The organism is Aeromonas sp. 6P (assembly GCF_051919525.1).
Taxonomy (GTDB): Bacteria; Pseudomonadota; Gammaproteobacteria; order Enterobacterales; family Aeromonadaceae; genus Aeromonas; species Aeromonas veronii.
The window spans coordinates 282,313-297,500 of the sequence record NZ_JBQBEO010000002.1 but is presented as its reverse complement, the minus strand read 5'-3'; the positions used below and the strand labels follow the sequence as shown (position 1 = coordinate 297,500).

General features: G+C 55.4%; 12 protein-coding genes (1 of these 12 running past the window's edge). All 12 read right to left on the bottom strand.

Annotated features, from left to right (window positions below; genetic code table 11):
- Positions 1–1,757, bottom strand: the 5' portion of a protein-coding gene (gene fusA / locus ACTG2J_RS01455; RefSeq protein ID WP_021229318.1) for an elongation factor G. Its footprint begins 349 nt before the window's first position; the window shows 1,757 of its 2,106 coding nt (coding positions 1–1,757); its start codon is at positions 1,755–1,757; the stop codon falls past the left edge of the window.
- A gap of 75 nt (positions 1,758–1,832) precedes the next feature.
- Positions 1,833–2,303: a 30S ribosomal protein S7 gene (gene rpsG, locus ACTG2J_RS01450; RefSeq protein ID WP_005339911.1), complete on the bottom strand. Its 471-nt coding sequence runs from the start codon at positions 2,301–2,303 to the stop codon at positions 1,833–1,835.
- Between the two features lie 93 nt (positions 2,304–2,396).
- Positions 2,397–2,771, bottom strand: coding sequence for a 30S ribosomal protein S12 (gene rpsL / locus ACTG2J_RS01445; protein WP_005306278.1), 375 nt, complete (start codon positions 2,769–2,771; stop codon positions 2,397–2,399).
- A 182-nt stretch (positions 2,772–2,953) separates the two neighbouring features.
- Positions 2,954–3,232, bottom strand: a complete 279-nt coding sequence (gene tusB, locus ACTG2J_RS01440) for a sulfurtransferase complex subunit TusB (RefSeq protein WP_005339909.1) — start codon at positions 3,230–3,232, stop codon at positions 2,954–2,956.
- A gap of 7 nt (positions 3,233–3,239) precedes the next feature.
- Positions 3,240–3,599, bottom strand: coding sequence for a sulfurtransferase complex subunit TusC (tusC, locus tag ACTG2J_RS01435; RefSeq protein WP_439997099.1), 360 nt, complete (start codon positions 3,597–3,599; stop codon positions 3,240–3,242).
- Positions 3,600–3,607: 8 nt separating this feature from the next.
- Entirely contained in the window at positions 3,608–4,000 is a 393-nt protein-coding gene (tusD, locus tag ACTG2J_RS01430; RefSeq protein ID WP_167557438.1) for a sulfurtransferase complex subunit TusD, read from the bottom strand.
- Positions 4,001–4,084: 84 nt separating this feature from the next.
- Positions 4,085–4,465, bottom strand: coding sequence for a RidA family protein (locus ACTG2J_RS01425; protein ID WP_005339904.1), 381 nt, complete (start codon positions 4,463–4,465; stop codon positions 4,085–4,087).
- A 24-nt stretch (positions 4,466–4,489) separates the two neighbouring features.
- Positions 4,490–5,206, bottom strand: coding sequence for a helix-turn-helix transcriptional regulator (locus tag ACTG2J_RS01420; protein ID WP_005339902.1), 717 nt, complete (start codon positions 5,204–5,206; stop codon positions 4,490–4,492).
- A 194-nt stretch (positions 5,207–5,400) separates the two neighbouring features.
- The gene (rpoC, locus tag ACTG2J_RS01415) at positions 5,401–9,705 is read right to left on the bottom strand and encodes a DNA-directed RNA polymerase subunit beta' (protein WP_005339899.1); all 4,305 of its coding nucleotides are present in this window, start codon (positions 9,703–9,705) and stop codon (positions 5,401–5,403) included.
- A gap of 91 nt (positions 9,706–9,796) precedes the next feature.
- Complete coding sequence (gene rpoB / locus ACTG2J_RS01410) at positions 9,797–13,825, bottom strand: DNA-directed RNA polymerase subunit beta (protein ID WP_005339897.1); 4,029 nt, start codon at positions 13,823–13,825, stop codon at positions 9,797–9,799.
- Between the two features lie 224 nt (positions 13,826–14,049).
- On the bottom strand, positions 14,050–14,415 hold the full coding sequence (gene rplL / locus ACTG2J_RS01405; protein WP_005306304.1) for a 50S ribosomal protein L7/L12: 366 nt from the start codon (positions 14,413–14,415) through the stop codon (positions 14,050–14,052).
- A 51-nt stretch (positions 14,416–14,466) separates the two neighbouring features.
- On the bottom strand, positions 14,467–14,967 hold the full coding sequence (gene rplJ, locus ACTG2J_RS01400; RefSeq protein WP_005339895.1) for a 50S ribosomal protein L10: 501 nt from the start codon (positions 14,965–14,967) through the stop codon (positions 14,467–14,469).
- Positions 14,968–15,188 lie beyond the last annotated feature (221 nt).

The window sequence follows — 15,188 nt, the reverse complement described above, 5'->3', positions numbered from 1 at the left end:
TCGGAAGAGTCGACATCGTGGTAAGAACCGAAGTGCAGACGCACACCCAGATCCATAACCGGGTAACCAGCCAGCGGACCAGATTTGAGCTGCTCACGGATACCTTTATCAACACCCGGGATGAATTCACCAGGAATGACACCACCTTTGATGTCGTTGACGAATTCGTAGGCTTTGCCTTCTTCCAGCGGGTACATGTCGATAACAACATGACCGTACTGACCGCGACCACCAGACTGCTTGGCATGCTTGCCTTCGATGTCTTTAACGGTGGTACGGATGGTTTCACGGTAGGCAACCTGCGGCTTACCTACGTTGGCTTCAACCTTGAACTCGCGACGCATACGGTCAACGATGATGTCCAGGTGCAGCTCACCCATACCAGCGATGATGGTTTGACCTGACTCTTCGTCAGTCCATACGCGGAAGGACGGATCTTCCTGAGCCAGACGGCCCAGTGCCAGACCCATCTTCTCTTGGTCAGCCTTGGTTTTCGGCTCAACCGCGATAGAAATTACCGGCTCCGGGAATTCCATACGCTCGAGGATGATCGGTGCGTTCGGGTCACACAGGGTGTCACCAGTGGTCACGTCTTTCAGACCGATGGCAGCAGCGATGTCACCAGCGCGTACTTCTTTGATCTCTTCACGCTTGTTGGCATGCATCTGAACGATACGGCCAAAACGCTCGCGCTTGTCCTTGACGGAGTTCAGCACGGTGTCACCGGAGTTGATCACGCCAGAGTAGACACGGAAGAAGGTCAGGTTACCAACGAACGGGTCGGTAGCGATCTTGAACGCCAGAGCAGAGAACGGCTCGTCATCAGAAGCGTGACGCTCGTCTTTGGTCTCGCCGTCCATTTTCAGGCCGTCGATAGCAGCAACGTCGGTCGGAGCCGGCAGGTACTCGATCACGGCATCCAGCATTGCCTGTACGCCCTTGTTCTTGAACGCGGAGCCACAGGTTACCAGGATGATTTCGTTGTTCAGCACGCGCTGACGCAGAGCACCTTTGATCTCTTCCTCGGTCAGCTCTTCGCCGCCCAGGTATTTTTCCATCAGGTCTTCAGACGCTTCAGCAGCGGCTTCAACCAGATTCATGCGCATTTCTTGCGCCTGTTCCAGCAACTCGGCCGGGACGTCTTCGTAATCGAAGGATACGCCCTGATCAGCTTCATTCCAGTTGATGGCTTTCATCTTGACCAGGTCAACAACGCCCTTGAAGTTCTCTTCAGAGCCGATGTTCAGCTGAAGGGGAACCGGAGTACCTTTCAGACGGGTCTTGATGTGCTCAACGCAGCGCAGGAAGTTGGCGCCGGTACGGTCCATCTTGTTGACGAACGCGATACGGGGAACCTTGTACTTGTTAGCCTGACGCCATACGGTTTCAGACTGTGGCTGTACGCCACCTACGGCACAGTACACCATCACGGCACCGTCCAGAACACGCATTGAACGCTCTACTTCGATAGTAAAGTCAACGTGGCCCGGGGTATCGATGATGTTGATACGGTGCGGTTGGAACTGTTTACCCATACCGGACCAGAAAGCGGTGGTCGCGGCGGAGGTGATGGTGATACCACGCTCTTGTTCCTGTTCCATCCAGTCCATGGTGGCAGCGCCATCGTGAACTTCACCGATCTTGTGACTTACACCGGTGTAAAACAGTACGCGCTCGGTAGTAGTAGTCTTACCGGCGTCAATGTGAGCGGAGATACCGATATTACGATAACGCTCAATGGGGGTTGTACGAGCCATTGTCATCCTCTTACTAAGGCGCTTGTCCCTAGATAATTAAAGGTGCGCAGAGTCAAAAGACCCTGCGCAAGCGGATTACCAGCGGAAGTGAGCGAAGGCTTTGTTCGCTTCAGCCATACGGTGAACGTCTTCACGTTTCTTGACAGACGAACCCTTATTGTCAGCGGCATCCAGCAGCTCGCCAGCCAGACGCTGAGCCATTGATTTTTCACCACGTTTACGAGCGGCATCAACCAACCAGCGCATTGCCAGGGCATTGCGACGTACCGGACGAACTTCTACCGGCACCTGATAGGTTGCACCACCGACGCGACGAGATTTAACCTCGACCGCCGGACGAATGTTATCCAGAGCTTCTTCGAATACGGCCAGGTGCTCTTTGCCAGATTTGGTGGCAATGATGTCCAGGGCGCCATAAACAATGGCTTCTGCAACAGATTTCTTACCGTCAACCATTACTACGTTGACAAATTTAGCCAGCAGCTCTGATCCGAACTTGGGATCTGGCAGGATTTTACGCTGACCAACAACACGACGTCTTGGCATTTCAAATTCTCCGTAACTTCAGGGATTACCCAAAACTAGAAAGCTATCTAACTAGAAACGAATTAACGTTTGGCCTTACTTAACGGAGAACCATTAAGCTTTAGGACGCTTCACGCCATACTTGGAGCGAGCCTGCTTACGGTCTTTAACACCGGCACAGTCCAACGCACCACGAACGGTGTGATAACGAACACCTGGCAAGTCTTTTACACGACCGCCACGGATCAGAACAACAGAGTGCTCTTGCAGGTTGTGACCTTCACCGCCGATGTAGGAGGTGACTTCGAAGCCGTTGGTCAGACGTACACGGCACACTTTACGCAGTGCAGAGTTAGGCTTCTTCGGGGTGGTGGTATATACACGAGTGCATACGCCACGCTTCTGAGGGCACGCTTCCAGCGCCGGCACGTTGCTTTTCACAACGAGCTTGATGCGTGGCTTGCGAACCAACTGGTTAATAGTTGCCATCAAAAGGCTCCTGATAATGACTTCATAAACGTGTGGAAAATCCTCCCCGCAGATACGGGGACGCGAAATTTTATGCCCTGTTGTCTGGGGAGTCAAGATTTATACAATTTGCGTCACAAAAGGGCAATTCGGATCCGTTTGATTTCACGACATCACCTTGAATTTTCTTGGAAATGTGCTTCTCAGCCACCCCAGGTGCGCGGGGAACCTTTTTGCGCAATCAGTGCCACCAGACCCGCCATATCGAGCACATTACCCACCCGATGCTGCAAACCGCGAGCTTGCAGATCTTCCTGCATTACATAAAGCGGGATACCCGCCAGCCGCGCGCTCCACTGGGGAGCCGATGCCGCAATCACGGCATCCTGCATCAGTACCAGCTCATCCTCGGGCTGAAGGTATGAGAGCGCCTCTGCCAGAGCCTGACTCTGAAAGGGAGAGTTCAATATCAGATGCAACATGGAGACCTCAAAAGCTGATGTGAGTCGAACATTGTGCCCAGCGCCGAGCCAGTTCCTGGCGCGGCAGACTCTCAACGGGGATCAGCAGATCATCCACTGTCACGCCACGCTCTGCCAGCGAGTCAGCACAAACATAGACCTCTTCGATGTCGTAGAGTTCCAGCATCTTGAAGGTGGGTGCGTAGTGGCGCTGCAAAATGGCGACAGGCTGCTGCTCCTTGAGCAGTTGCAGCACACCGTCCCCAATCAGGAAGAGGGCCAGCTCATCGGTCATGGCCGAGGTGGCCAGCAGGGCATCCAGTCCTTCCCGGCCGGCGGCATGGCCATGGGGGCCACGGCTGCAGATAAAGGCGATTTTCTTGCTCATGACTCCCCCTAGAACTGAACCAGCCGATCGGCGGTGAGCGCAGCCTCGGCCAACTGGCCCAGACCGCTCAGACAAAATGGCGCTTGCAGATTGAAGTGCACCAGCCCCGCCCCCTTGGCCTCCTGTTCATCGAGCACACCGCGTCGCATGGCAGCGGCGACGCAGACGTCGATACGGATCCCCTGCTCTTCTGCCAGCTCTCGCCACAGACGCACCAGGTCAGTCTCATCGGATGCAGGCAGATGCAAACCGTTGCCGTTGCAGACCCCATCCTGATAGAAGAACAGGTGGGACAAGGTATGCCCCTGTGCCAACAGGTTGCGGGCAAAACGATAGGCTGTGCTGGCCGATTGGGTGCCATAGGCAGGCCCCGTGACCAGGATGGCAAAACTCAGACTCATAGCAGGACTCCTGTGCTGACCCGGTCCATTTTACGCCAAAAACAAAAAAGCCCCTGCCAGGAGGGGCTTGATTCGATCTGTTGATCAGAGATGGGCAATCGCCTCGACCTCGACCAGCACATCTTTCGGCAGACGGGCCACCTCCACGCAGGAGCGGGCTGGCGCCGCGTCGCCAAAGTAGCGGGCATAGACCTGATTGAAGGCAACGAAGTTGTTCATGTCGCTCAGGAAGCAGGTGGTTTTGACCACTTTGCTGGCATCGGCACCCGCAGCGTGCAACACGGCAACCAGATTCTTCATCACCCGTTCTGCCTGCTCTTCGATGCCGCCAGCAACGATCTCCATGGTGGCAGGATCGAGCGGGATCTGCCCGGAGGTGAAGATCATCTCGCCAACCTTGGTAGCCTGAACATACGGACCAATCGCGGCAGGCGCCTTGTCGGTTGCAATCACTTCTTTAGCCATTCATCTATCCCCTTCTGGAATGAGTTACTCGTTCTCGTCTTCACCCTGCTTGCGCTGTCGGATGTAAAGATAAACGGTATGTTTTGAAATATTGAGTTTGTCCGCCACCAGATTGATCGAATCCTTGATGTCGAAAATGCCCTTCTCGAACAGCTGGGTCACGATGAAGCGGTTCTTGGCATTGTTGGCCACGGTGGGATCGCGGTTGATCTCGTCGATGGTGTTATCCACCGTCTGTGCAACCAGCTCTTCCACGCTGTTGGCGAAGGTCTCTGGTGACTGACGCGCCGCCTGCTGGGGCGTCGGGAAAAATTCGGCCACGAACTCGTGGAAAGGCGCATTGATGTGCAGGTTGATGCAAATAAGCCCCACTACTTGCCGCTCGCTGTTGCGAATGGCGATGGTGCTCGACTTCATCAGCGCGCCGGTACGGCTGCGAGCGAAATAGCTCTGGGTGTAATCCTGGCCAGTGCTCTCGATGTCCTTGAGCATGCGCAGGGCGAGATCGGTGATGGGCGCCCCGAGGGTGCGTCCGGTATTGAAGCCGTTGGCGATCTTGATCACCGACTCGTGCAGATTTTCCAGGGAGTGGAGTACTACTTCACAATGCTTGCCGAACAGCTCGGCCAAGCCATCGATGAGCCCATCGTATGAGCGCAACAATTCCCTGTCTTCATCTGTAAAAGTGCGGCTGATCAGCTGTTCTTCGGGAAGCATGGCTTCCTCGATACCGACAGTCATGTTCTACCCCTGTAATAACCATTCAACTTTCCCGAGTTTTAAATTGCAGGGGAGTAAAGTCAACTTTTTTTGATTTTTTACTCTACAACTTTGCTCTGGATCATCCTGAAACCCGCGCTGCGTCTACCTTTGCCGAGGAATTGGCCAACAAAAAGGGCTCCTTGAAGGAGCCCTTTTCAATCACGGATGACGAGTTACTCTTCGTCGAAGCTACCGGCTGCGTTCAGCAGATCCGCCAGGTTCTGCTCCGCTTCATCAGCGGTCACCTGCGGGGTACCAACAGCACGAGCTGCGGCAGCACGCTGGTTGATCCGGCTATGGTGGTAGGCAAAGCCGGTACCAGCCGGGATCAGACGACCCACGATGACGTTCTCTTTCAGACCACGCAGTTCATCACGCTTGCCACCTACGGCGGCTTCGGTCAGAACGCGAGTGGTTTCCTGGAAGGAAGCCGCGGAGATGAAGGACTCGGTGCTCAGAGATGCCTTGGTAATACCCATCAGTACATGACGGTAGGTCGCAGGGGTCTTGCCCTCGGCAACCAGCTTACGGTTGGCAATCTTCACACGAGCAACTTCAACCTGTTCGCCTTCGATCAGATCGGTATCGCCAGCGCTCAGGATCTCGCACTTGCGCAGCATCTGACGAACGATGACTTCGATGTGCTTGTCGTTGATCTTAACGCCTTGCAGACGGTAAACGTCCTGCACTTCGTTGGCGATGTAGTTGGCGACCGGGCTGATACCGCGCAGACGCAGGATGTCGTGAGCAGACTCGGGACCGTCCGCCAGCACTTCACCCTTCTCAACTTTTTCACCTTCGAACACGTTCAGGTTACGCCACTTCGGAATCATCTCTTCGTAGACGTTGCCACCATCGGTCGGGGTGATGACCAGACGGCGTTTGCCCTTGGTCTCTTTCCCGAAGGAGATGGTACCGGAGATCTCGGCCAGAATTGCCGGTTCCTTCGGTTGACGTGCTTCGAACAGATCCGCAACGCGCGGCAGACCACCGGTGATGTCCTTGGTACCGCCGGACTCTTGCGGGATACGCGCTACCGCGTCACCCACGCCCACGTTGGCACCATCTTCCAAGTTCACGATCGCCTTGCCCGGCAGGAAGTACTGGGCGGCTACATCGGTACCCGGGATCATCACGTCTTTGCCGTTCAGGTCGACCAGTTTAACGGTCGGACGCATCTCTTTACCGGCGCTCGGACGCTCGTTGACGTCCAGAACAACGATAGAAGAGAGACCGGTCAGCTCGTCGGTCTGACGAGTGATGGTCACACCATCGATCATGTGTTCGAACTGCAGGCGACCTGCCACTTCGGTGATGATCGGGTGGGTGTGCGGATCCCAGTTAGCAACGGTCTCGCCAGCACTCACGGCCTGGCCGTCCTTCACTTCCAGCACGGAACCGTAAGGCAGCTTGTGGCTTTCCTTGGTACGGCCCATGTCGTCCATGATGGTCAGTTCGGTAGAACGTGAGGTGATAACCAGTTTGTCATCGCTGTTGTGAACGAACTTGGCGTTCTGCAGCTTGATGGTACCGGTGTTCTTGACCTGGATGCTGCTTTCAGCAGCAGCACGAGATGCAGCACCACCGATGTGGAAAGTACGCATCGTCAGCTGGGTACCCGGTTCACCGATGGACTGGGCGGCGATAACACCGACAGCCTCACCCTTGTTAACCAGGTGACCACGGGCCAGATCACGGCCGTAGCAGTGAGCACAGTTACCGAAGTCAGTTTCACAGGTGATGGCAGAACGTACCTTCACACGGTCAACGGAGTTGCGCTCCAACAGGTCACACAGCTGCTCGTCGAGCAGGGTGTTGCGAGCAACCAGGATCTCGTCCTCGGTACCCGGCTTGATGACATCTTCTGCCACCACACGACCCAGCACACGCTCACGCAGCGGCTCGACCACGTCGCCACCCTCGATCAGCGGAGTCATCCACAGACCGTCAGTAGTGCCGCAATCGTCCTCGGTGATCACCATGTCTTGCGCCACGTCTACCAGACGACGAGTCAGGTAACCGGAGTTCGCAGTCTTCAGTGCAGTATCCGCCAGACCCTTACGAGCACCGTGGGTAGAGATAAAGTACTGCAGTACGTTCAGACCTTCGCGGAAGTTCGCGATGATCGGGGTCTCAATGATGGAGCCATCCGGCTTGGCCATCAGGCCACGCATACCGGCCAGCTGACGGATCTGGGCGGCGGAACCACGCGCACCAGAGTCGGCCATCATAAAGATGCTGTTGAACGAGGCCTGCTCTTCTTCTTCACCCAGCGAGTTGACGTTACGCTCTTTGGACAAGTTCTCCATCATGGCCTTGGAGACGCGCTCGTTGGCGCTGGCCCAGATATCGATAACCTTGTTGTAACGCTCGCCCGCAGTTACCAGACCTGACAGGAACTGGTCCTGGATCTCGGCAACTTCGGCTTCGGCTGCTGCGATGATGTCTTTCTTGGCATCCGGGATGACCATGTCATCGATACCAACGGAAGCACCGGACAGGGCCGCGTAGTGGAAACCGGTATACATCAGCTGGTCAGCGAAGATAACGGTGTCCTTCAGGCCCTGCTTGCGATAGCAGGTGTTCAGCAGACGGGAGATGAGCTTTTTGCCCAGCGCCTTGTTGGATACGCACTTGATCCAGTTCTGCGGATTGGCATCCAGATCAGCCTGTTCTGCAGCAGTCAGCACCTTCGGCTCGTCGATCAGGGCGTATTCCATGCCTTTCGGCAGGATCAGGCTCAGGATCGCACGACCAACGGTGGTGTTCTTCATCTCGGTGTGTTCACGCAGAGAACCGTCTTCCTGACGCAGGTATTCGGTAATGCGTACTTTCACACGAGCATGCAGATCGGCCAGACCGGCGCGATATACTTTCTCGGCTTCTTTCGGGCCGGCCAGCACCATACCTTCGCCTTTGGCGTTGATACGGGCGCGGGTCATGTAGTACAGACCCAAGACCACGTCCTGAGAAGGAACGATGATCGGCTCACCGGAGGCAGGCGACAGGATGTTGTTGGTAGACATCATCAGCGCACGCGCTTCCAGCTGGGCTTCCAGGGTCAGCGGTACGTGGACCGCCATCTGGTCACCATCGAAGTCCGCGTTATACGCAGCACAAACCAGCGGGTGCAGCTGGATTGCCTTACCTTCGACCAGAGTCGGTTCGAATGCCTGGATACCCAGACGGTGCAGAGTCGGTGCACGGTTCAACAGAACCGGGTGTTCGCGGATCACTTCGTCCAGGATATCCCAAACGACAGCTTCCTCACGCTCCACCATCTTCTTGGCGGCCTTGATAGTGGTCGCCAGACCGCGGGTTTCCAGCTTGCCATAGATGAACGGCTTGAACAGTTCCAGCGCCATCTTCTTCGGCAGACCGCACTGATGCAGACGCAGAGTCGGGCCTACGGTGATAACGGAACGACCGGAGTAGTCGACACGCTTACCGAGCAAGTTCTGACGGAAACGACCCTGCTTACCCTTGATCATGTCGGCCAGGGATTTCAGCGGGCGCTTGTTGGAACCTGTGATAGCACGACCGCGACGACCGTTATCCAGCAGCGCATCGACGGACTCTTGCAGCATACGCTTTTCGTTGCGCACGATGATGTCCGGAGCAGCCAGATCCAGCAGACGCTTCAAGCGGTTGTTACGGTTGATCACGCGACGGTACAGATCGTTCAGATCGGAAGTCGCGAAACGGCCGCCGTCCAGCGGTACCAGCGGACGCAGGTCCGGCGGCAGCACAGGCAGCACTGTCATGATCATCCACTCCGGCTTGTTGCCGGACTGCAGGAAAGCTTCCATCAGCTTCAGACGCTTGGTGGTCTTCTTGCGCTTGGTCTCGGAGTTGGTTTGATCCAGCTCCTCACGCATGGTTTTGACTTCACCTTCCAGATCGATAGCGCGCAGCAATGCCAGGATTGCTTCGGCACCCATCTTGGCGTCAAATTCGTCGCCCCACTCTTCCAGCGCATCCAGGTACTGCTCTTCAGAGAGCATCTGGCTGCGTTCGAGGTTGGTCATGCCCGGCTCGATTACGACGAAAGATTCGAAGTAGAGCACGCGCTCGATGTCGCGCAGGGTCATGTCCAGCAGCAGACCGATACGGGACGGCAGGGACTTCAGGAACCAGATGTGGGCAGTCGGGCTGGCCAGCTCGATGTGGCCCATACGCTCACGACGGACCTTGGTCTGGGTCACTTCAACGCCGCACTTCTCACAGATCACACCACGGTGTTTCAGGCGCTTGTACTTGCCGCACAGACACTCGTAGTCCTTCACCGGTCCGAAGATACGGGCGCAGAACAGACCATCACGCTCCGGCTTGAAAGTCCGGTAGTTGATGGTCTCAGGCTTTTTGACCTCACCGAATGACCAGGAGCGGATCATGTCAGGAGAGGCCAGACCGATCTTGATACTGTCAAACTCTTCGGTCTTGGTCTGAGCCTTCAAAAACTTGAGTAAGTCTTTCACGTGTTTCCCCTGTCAGGAGTCTAACCTCGGCGCCCCGGCTGCCAAAACAGCGGGGCGCCCACGTCAATTCTCGAACAATAAGAGCGAGCTCTTACTCTTCGTCCAGCTCGATGTTGATACCCAGAGAGCGGATTTCCTTCAGCAATACGTTGAAGGATTCGGGCATGCCCGGCTCCATACGGTGGTCGCCATCCACGATGTTCTTATACATCTTGGTACGGCCATTCACATCGTCAGACTTGACGGTCAGCATTTCCTGCAGGGTATATGCCGCACCGTAAGCCTCCAGGGCCCACACTTCCATCTCACCGAAACGCTGACCACCGAACTGAGCCTTACCACCCAGCGGCTGCTGGGTAACCAGGCTGTAAGAACCGGTAGAACGCGCATGCATCTTGTCATCGACCAAGTGGTTCAGCTTGAGCATGTACATGTAACCAACGGTTACTTTACGCTCGAAGCGGTTACCGGTACGGCCATCGAACAGATCAATCTGACCGGATTCCGGCAGATCGGCCAGCTTCAGCAGGGCTTTGATTTCGCGCTCTTTGGCACCATCAAACACTGGAGTAGCAACCGGCAGACCCTTACGCAGGTTACCCACCAGGGTACGTACGTCGTCATCAGACAGTTCGGCGATGTTCACTTGCTGGGTGTCCTTCTCGCCCAGGTCATAGACCTGTTGCAGGAAGTTGCGCATCTCGTGCAGCTCGCGCTGCTCTTTGACCATGCGATCGATTTTCTCGCCGATACCCTTGGCCGCAAGGCCCAGGTGCACTTCGAGGATCTGACCGATGTTCATACGGGATGGTACGCCCAACGGGTTCAGTACGATGTCGACCGGACGGCCGAACTCGTCATGAGGCATATCCTCGACCGGACAGATCTTGGAGATAACACCCTTGTTACCGTGACGGCCCGCCATCTTGTCACCCGGCTGGATGCGACGCTTGACTGCCAGATAAACCTTGACGATTTTCAGTACGCCCGGTGCCAGATCATCACCCTGGATAATCTTGCGACGCTTGTTCTCGAATTTCTTGTCGAACTCGGCTTTCAGCTCAACGTGCTGTTCAGCGATCTGTTCCAGTTCGGTCTGCTTGCCTTCGTCTTCGATGGCCAGTTCAAACCACTTGGAGCGATCGAGCTTGTTCAGACGATCTTCGCTGTAACCGGCGGCCAGCAGCAGGTTGCGGGAGCGGCCGAAAATGCCGTCTTCCAGGATCTTGAACTCTTCGGTCAAGTCCTTCTTCGCTTCCTTCAGCTGCATCTCTTCGATTTCTTTGGCGCGCTTGTCTTTTTCCACGCCATCGCGGGTAAAGACTTGCACGTCAACCACGGTACCGTACACACCGTTCGGTACACGCAGGGAGGAGTCCTTCACATCGGACGCCTTCTCACCGAAGATGGCGCGCAGCAGCTTCTCTTCCGGCGTCAGCTGGGTTTCACCTTTCGGGGTTACCTTACCGACCAGAATGTCGCCGCCCTTCACTTCAGCACCCACGTAGACGATACCGGACTCGTCCAGCTTGGACAGAGCGGCTTCACCCACGTTCGGGATGTCAGCAGTGATCTCTTCCGGACCCAGCTTGGTGTCACGGGAGATACAGGCCAGTTCCTGGATATGGATGGTGGTCAGGCGATCTTCCTGAACAACACGCTCGTTCACCAGGATCGAGTCTTCGAAGTTGTAACCGTTCCACGGCATGAACGCGACGCGCATGTTCTGACCCAGCGCCAGTTCACCCAGATCGGTGGACGGGCCGTCAGCCAGTACGTCGCCAGCCATGACCGGCTCACCCAACATCACGCAAGGACGCTGGTTGATACAAGTGTTCTGGTTGGAACGGGTGTATTTGGTCAGGTTGTAGATGTCGATACCGGCTTCGCCTGGCATCAGCTCATCTTCATTGACCTTCAGGACGATACGGGAGGCATCGACATAGTCGATTACGCCGCCACGCTTGGCCACTACGGTTACACCGGAGTCAACGGCCACAGCGCGTTCCATACCGGTACCTACCAGCGGCTTGTCAGCACGCAGAGTCGGTACAGCCTGACGTTGCATGTTTGAACCCATCAATGCGCGGTTCGCGTCATCGTGTTCCAGGAACGGGATCAGAGCGGCTGCCACAGATACGATCTGCTGCGGGCTCACGTCCATATACTGGATCTGGTCGGCGTTCATAAAGGTGGATTCACCTTTGTGACGGCACGGGATCAATTCATCTTTCAGACGGCCATCTTCGGTGGTCGCGGCGTTAGCCTGTGCGATCACGTACTTGCCTTCTTCAATAGCAGACAGGTAGTCCACTTCGTCGGTGATCACACCGTCAATGACCTTACGGTACGGGGTCTCGAGGAAACCGTACTCGTTGGTACGAGAGTACACGGACAGAGAGTTGATCAGACCGATGTTCGGACCTTCAGGAGTCTCGATAGGGCACAGACGGCCGTAGTGAGTCGGGTGTACGTCTCGGACTTCAAAGCCGGCACGCTCACGAGTCAAACCGCCCGGGCCCAGCGCGGAGATACGACGCTTGTGGGTCACTTCGGAGAGCGGGTTGTTCTGGTCCATAAACTGGGACAGCTGGCTGGAACCAAAGAACTCTTTGACTGCGGCGGAGATCGGCTTGGCGTTGATCAGATCCTGCGGCATCAGGGTGTCCAGGTCGCCCAGGGAGAGACGCTCCTTGACCGCACGCTCGACACGCACCAGACCGACGCGGAACTGGTTTTCAGCCATTTCACCGACAGAACGGATACGACGGTTACCCAGGTGGTCGATATCGTCCACTTCGTCGTTACCGTTACGGATGTCGATCAGGCGCTTCATCACATCGACGATGTCGTCTTTGGTCAGTACACCCGCGCCAGTCTCGTCTTCACGACCCAGACGGCGGTTGAACTTCATCCGACCTACGGTAGACAGGTCGTAACGCTCGGCGGAGAAGAACAGGTTTTCGAACAGCTGTTCTGCAGCTTCGCGAGTAGGCGGCTCGCCCGGACGCATCATGCGATAGATCTCGACCAGCGCTTCCAAACGGTTGGAGCTGGAGTCGACACGCAGGGTCTCGGACATGTAAGCACCGTGATCCAGTTCGTTGGTGAACAGAACCTCGAAATGCTTGAAGCCGGCTTGGGACAGGTTGGCGATCGCTTCCAGGCTCAGCGCCTGGTTGGCGGTCACGACCATCTCGCCAGTTTGTGGATGTGCGTAGTCCTTGGCAGCAACTTTGCCAACAACATACTCAACCGGTACCTCAATCTGGGTAACGGCGTCTTTTTCCAACTGACGGATGTGACGCGCAGTCACACGACGACCGGTCTCAACCACCACGGCGCCATTGGCCACGATGTCAAAGGTCGCTGTTTCACCACGCAGACGCTCCGGCACCAGATCCATCATCAACTTGCCATCTTTCACTTCAAAACCGATGGTCTCGAAGAAGGTGGCCAGGATTTGTTCGGAAGTGAAGTCCAGGGCGCGCAGAATAATGGATGCTGGCAGTTTGCGACGACGGTCGATACGGACAAACAGGTTGTCTTTCGCATCGAACTCGAAGTCCAGCCAGGAGCCACGGTAGGGGATAACGCGAGCGTTATACAGTACCTTACCGGATGAATGAGTTTTGCCTTTATCGTGGTCGAAGAAGACGCCCGGGCTGCGGTGCAGCTGGGAGACGATAACCCGCTCGGTACCATTGATAACAAAGGTGCCGTTCTCGGTCATGAGCGGAATTTCGCCCATGTATACTTCTTGTTCCTTGATGTCTTTGACGGTGCCGGCAGCTGCTTCACGGTCGTACAGAACCATACGAAGCTTGACACGCAGCGGCGCGGAGTAGGTCACTCCACGGATCTGGCATTCTTTTACGTCAAATACCGGCTCACCCAGGCGATAGCTGACATACTGAAGCTCAGCACTACCGGAGTAACTGGTGATCGGGAAAACGCTACGGAAAGCGGCCTCTAGGCCATATTCACCTTCCGGGTCAGCCTCGATGAACTGCTTGAAGGAGTCCAGCTGAATGGACAACAGATAAGGCGTGTCCAGTACCTGGTCTCGCTTACCGAAGTCCTTACGAATGCGTTTTTTTTCGGTATAAGAGTAAACCATAGGGTTCCTCAGCTCGCTGATAAGTGACCCACTCTGTCCCGCGGGACAGCTCTGTCTCAACACCGTTTTGTGTTGGCCCGGACGAAAGAAGACAGTCCGGATTGCTGGTGCACCGAGAGTCGTAAACGGTGTGAAATGCTCTCAGTCTACAGCGCAAAAAGGCTGGTGAACAAAAATTCACCAGCCCTAGCCTGTTTTATCAGGCTAATCTACATAAATGCAGATTATTTGATCTCAACAGAAGCACCGGCAGCTTCCAGCTCTTTCTTCAGAGCTTCAGCTTCGTCCTTGGACACGCCTTCCTTCAGGTTAGCCGGAGCAGCTTCTACCAGATCTTTGGCTTCTTTCAGGCCCAGACCGGTAGCGCCACGAACGGCTTTGATAACGGCAACTTTGTTGGCGCCAGCAGCAGTCAGAACTACGTCGAACTCGGTCTTCTCTTCTACTGCTTCAGCAGCAGCCGGGCCAGCCATTACGGCAGCAGCGGCAGAAACACCGAACTTCTCTTCCATAGCTTCGATCAGCTCAACAACTTCCATTACGGACATGGAAGCAACGGCTTCGATGATTTGGTCTTTAGTGATAGACATGACAAAAATTCCTGATGTTGAATAAACTCAAACAGCCTAAATAGGCGAGAATCAAGCAGCAGCTTGTTTCTGGTCGCGAACAGCAGCGATAGTACGAACCAGCTTGCCAGCAGAGGCTTCTTTCATAGTCGCCATCAACTTCGCAATTGCTTCTTCGTAAGTCGGCAGCGTGGCCAGACGATCAATTTGTGCTGCGGCGATAAACTCACCGTTAAAAGCGCCAGCCTTGATTTCGAACTTTTGGTTCGCTTTGGCAAACTCTTTGAACAGACGAGCAGCAGCGCCCGGGTGTTCGTTAGAGAAAGCAATCAAGGTAGGACCGGTAAATGCGTCGTTCAGGCACTCGTATTCGGTACCTTCTACCGCGCGACGCAGCAGGGTGTTACGCACAACGCGCATGTACACACCGGCTTCACGAGCGGTTTTACGCAGGACGGTCATCTTGTCTACAGTTACACCGCGAGAATCGGCAACAACTGCAGAAAGAGCGCCTTTGGCAGCTTCGTTGACTTCAGCAACAATTGCCTTTTTGTCTTCGAGTCCCAATGCCATTGGCTTAACTCCTGGATTGAATCCGGGTCTATTGACCCAGTACTGACACATCCCCCCTACCTTTACAACAGAGGGGAACGATGCGGTAGCAGGATTCCAGAAGAGAAAGAATCTTTCTCGCTGGGTTTCCGGCACCGTCTACGCAGGAAACATTAAGGCTTTGCAGCCTCCTGCGGTCTTGGACGGAGGTCGAAACCCCCAACCAATCAAGGCGCAAAATT

Bases quoted from the DNA above. Each gene is read 5' to 3' on its own strand.
- tusB (WP_005339909.1), bottom strand. From the start codon at position 3,232: ATGTTGCATCTGATATTGAACTCTCCCTTTCAGAGTCAGGCTCTGGCA.
- tusD (WP_167557438.1), bottom strand. From the start codon at position 4,000: ATGAGTCTGAGTTTTGCCATCCTGGTCACGGGGCCTGCCTATGGCACC.
- ACTG2J_RS01420 (WP_005339902.1), bottom strand. From the start codon at position 5,206: ATGACTGTCGGTATCGAGGAAGCCATGCTTCCCGAAGAACAGCTGATC.
- rplJ (WP_005339895.1), bottom strand. From the start codon at position 14,967: ATGGCATTGGGACTCGAAGACAAAAAGGCAATTGTTGCTGAAGTCAAC.
- rplL (WP_005306304.1), bottom strand. From the start codon at position 14,415: ATGTCTATCACTAAAGACCAAATCATCGAAGCCGTTGCTTCCATGTCC.
- rpsL (WP_005306278.1), bottom strand. From the start codon at position 2,771: ATGGCAACTATTAACCAGTTGGTTCGCAAGCCACGCATCAAGCTCGTT.
- ACTG2J_RS01425 (WP_005339904.1), bottom strand. From the start codon at position 4,465: ATGGCTAAAGAAGTGATTGCAACCGACAAGGCGCCTGCCGCGATTGGT.
- rpsG (WP_005339911.1), bottom strand. From the start codon at position 2,303: ATGCCAAGACGTCGTGTTGTTGGTCAGCGTAAAATCCTGCCAGATCCC.
- tusC (WP_439997099.1), bottom strand. From the start codon at position 3,599: ATGAGCAAGAAAATCGCCTTTATCTGCAGCCGTGGCCCCCATGGCCAT.
- rpoB (WP_005339897.1), bottom strand. From the start codon at position 13,825: ATGGTTTACTCTTATACCGAAAAAAAACGCATTCGTAAGGACTTCGGT.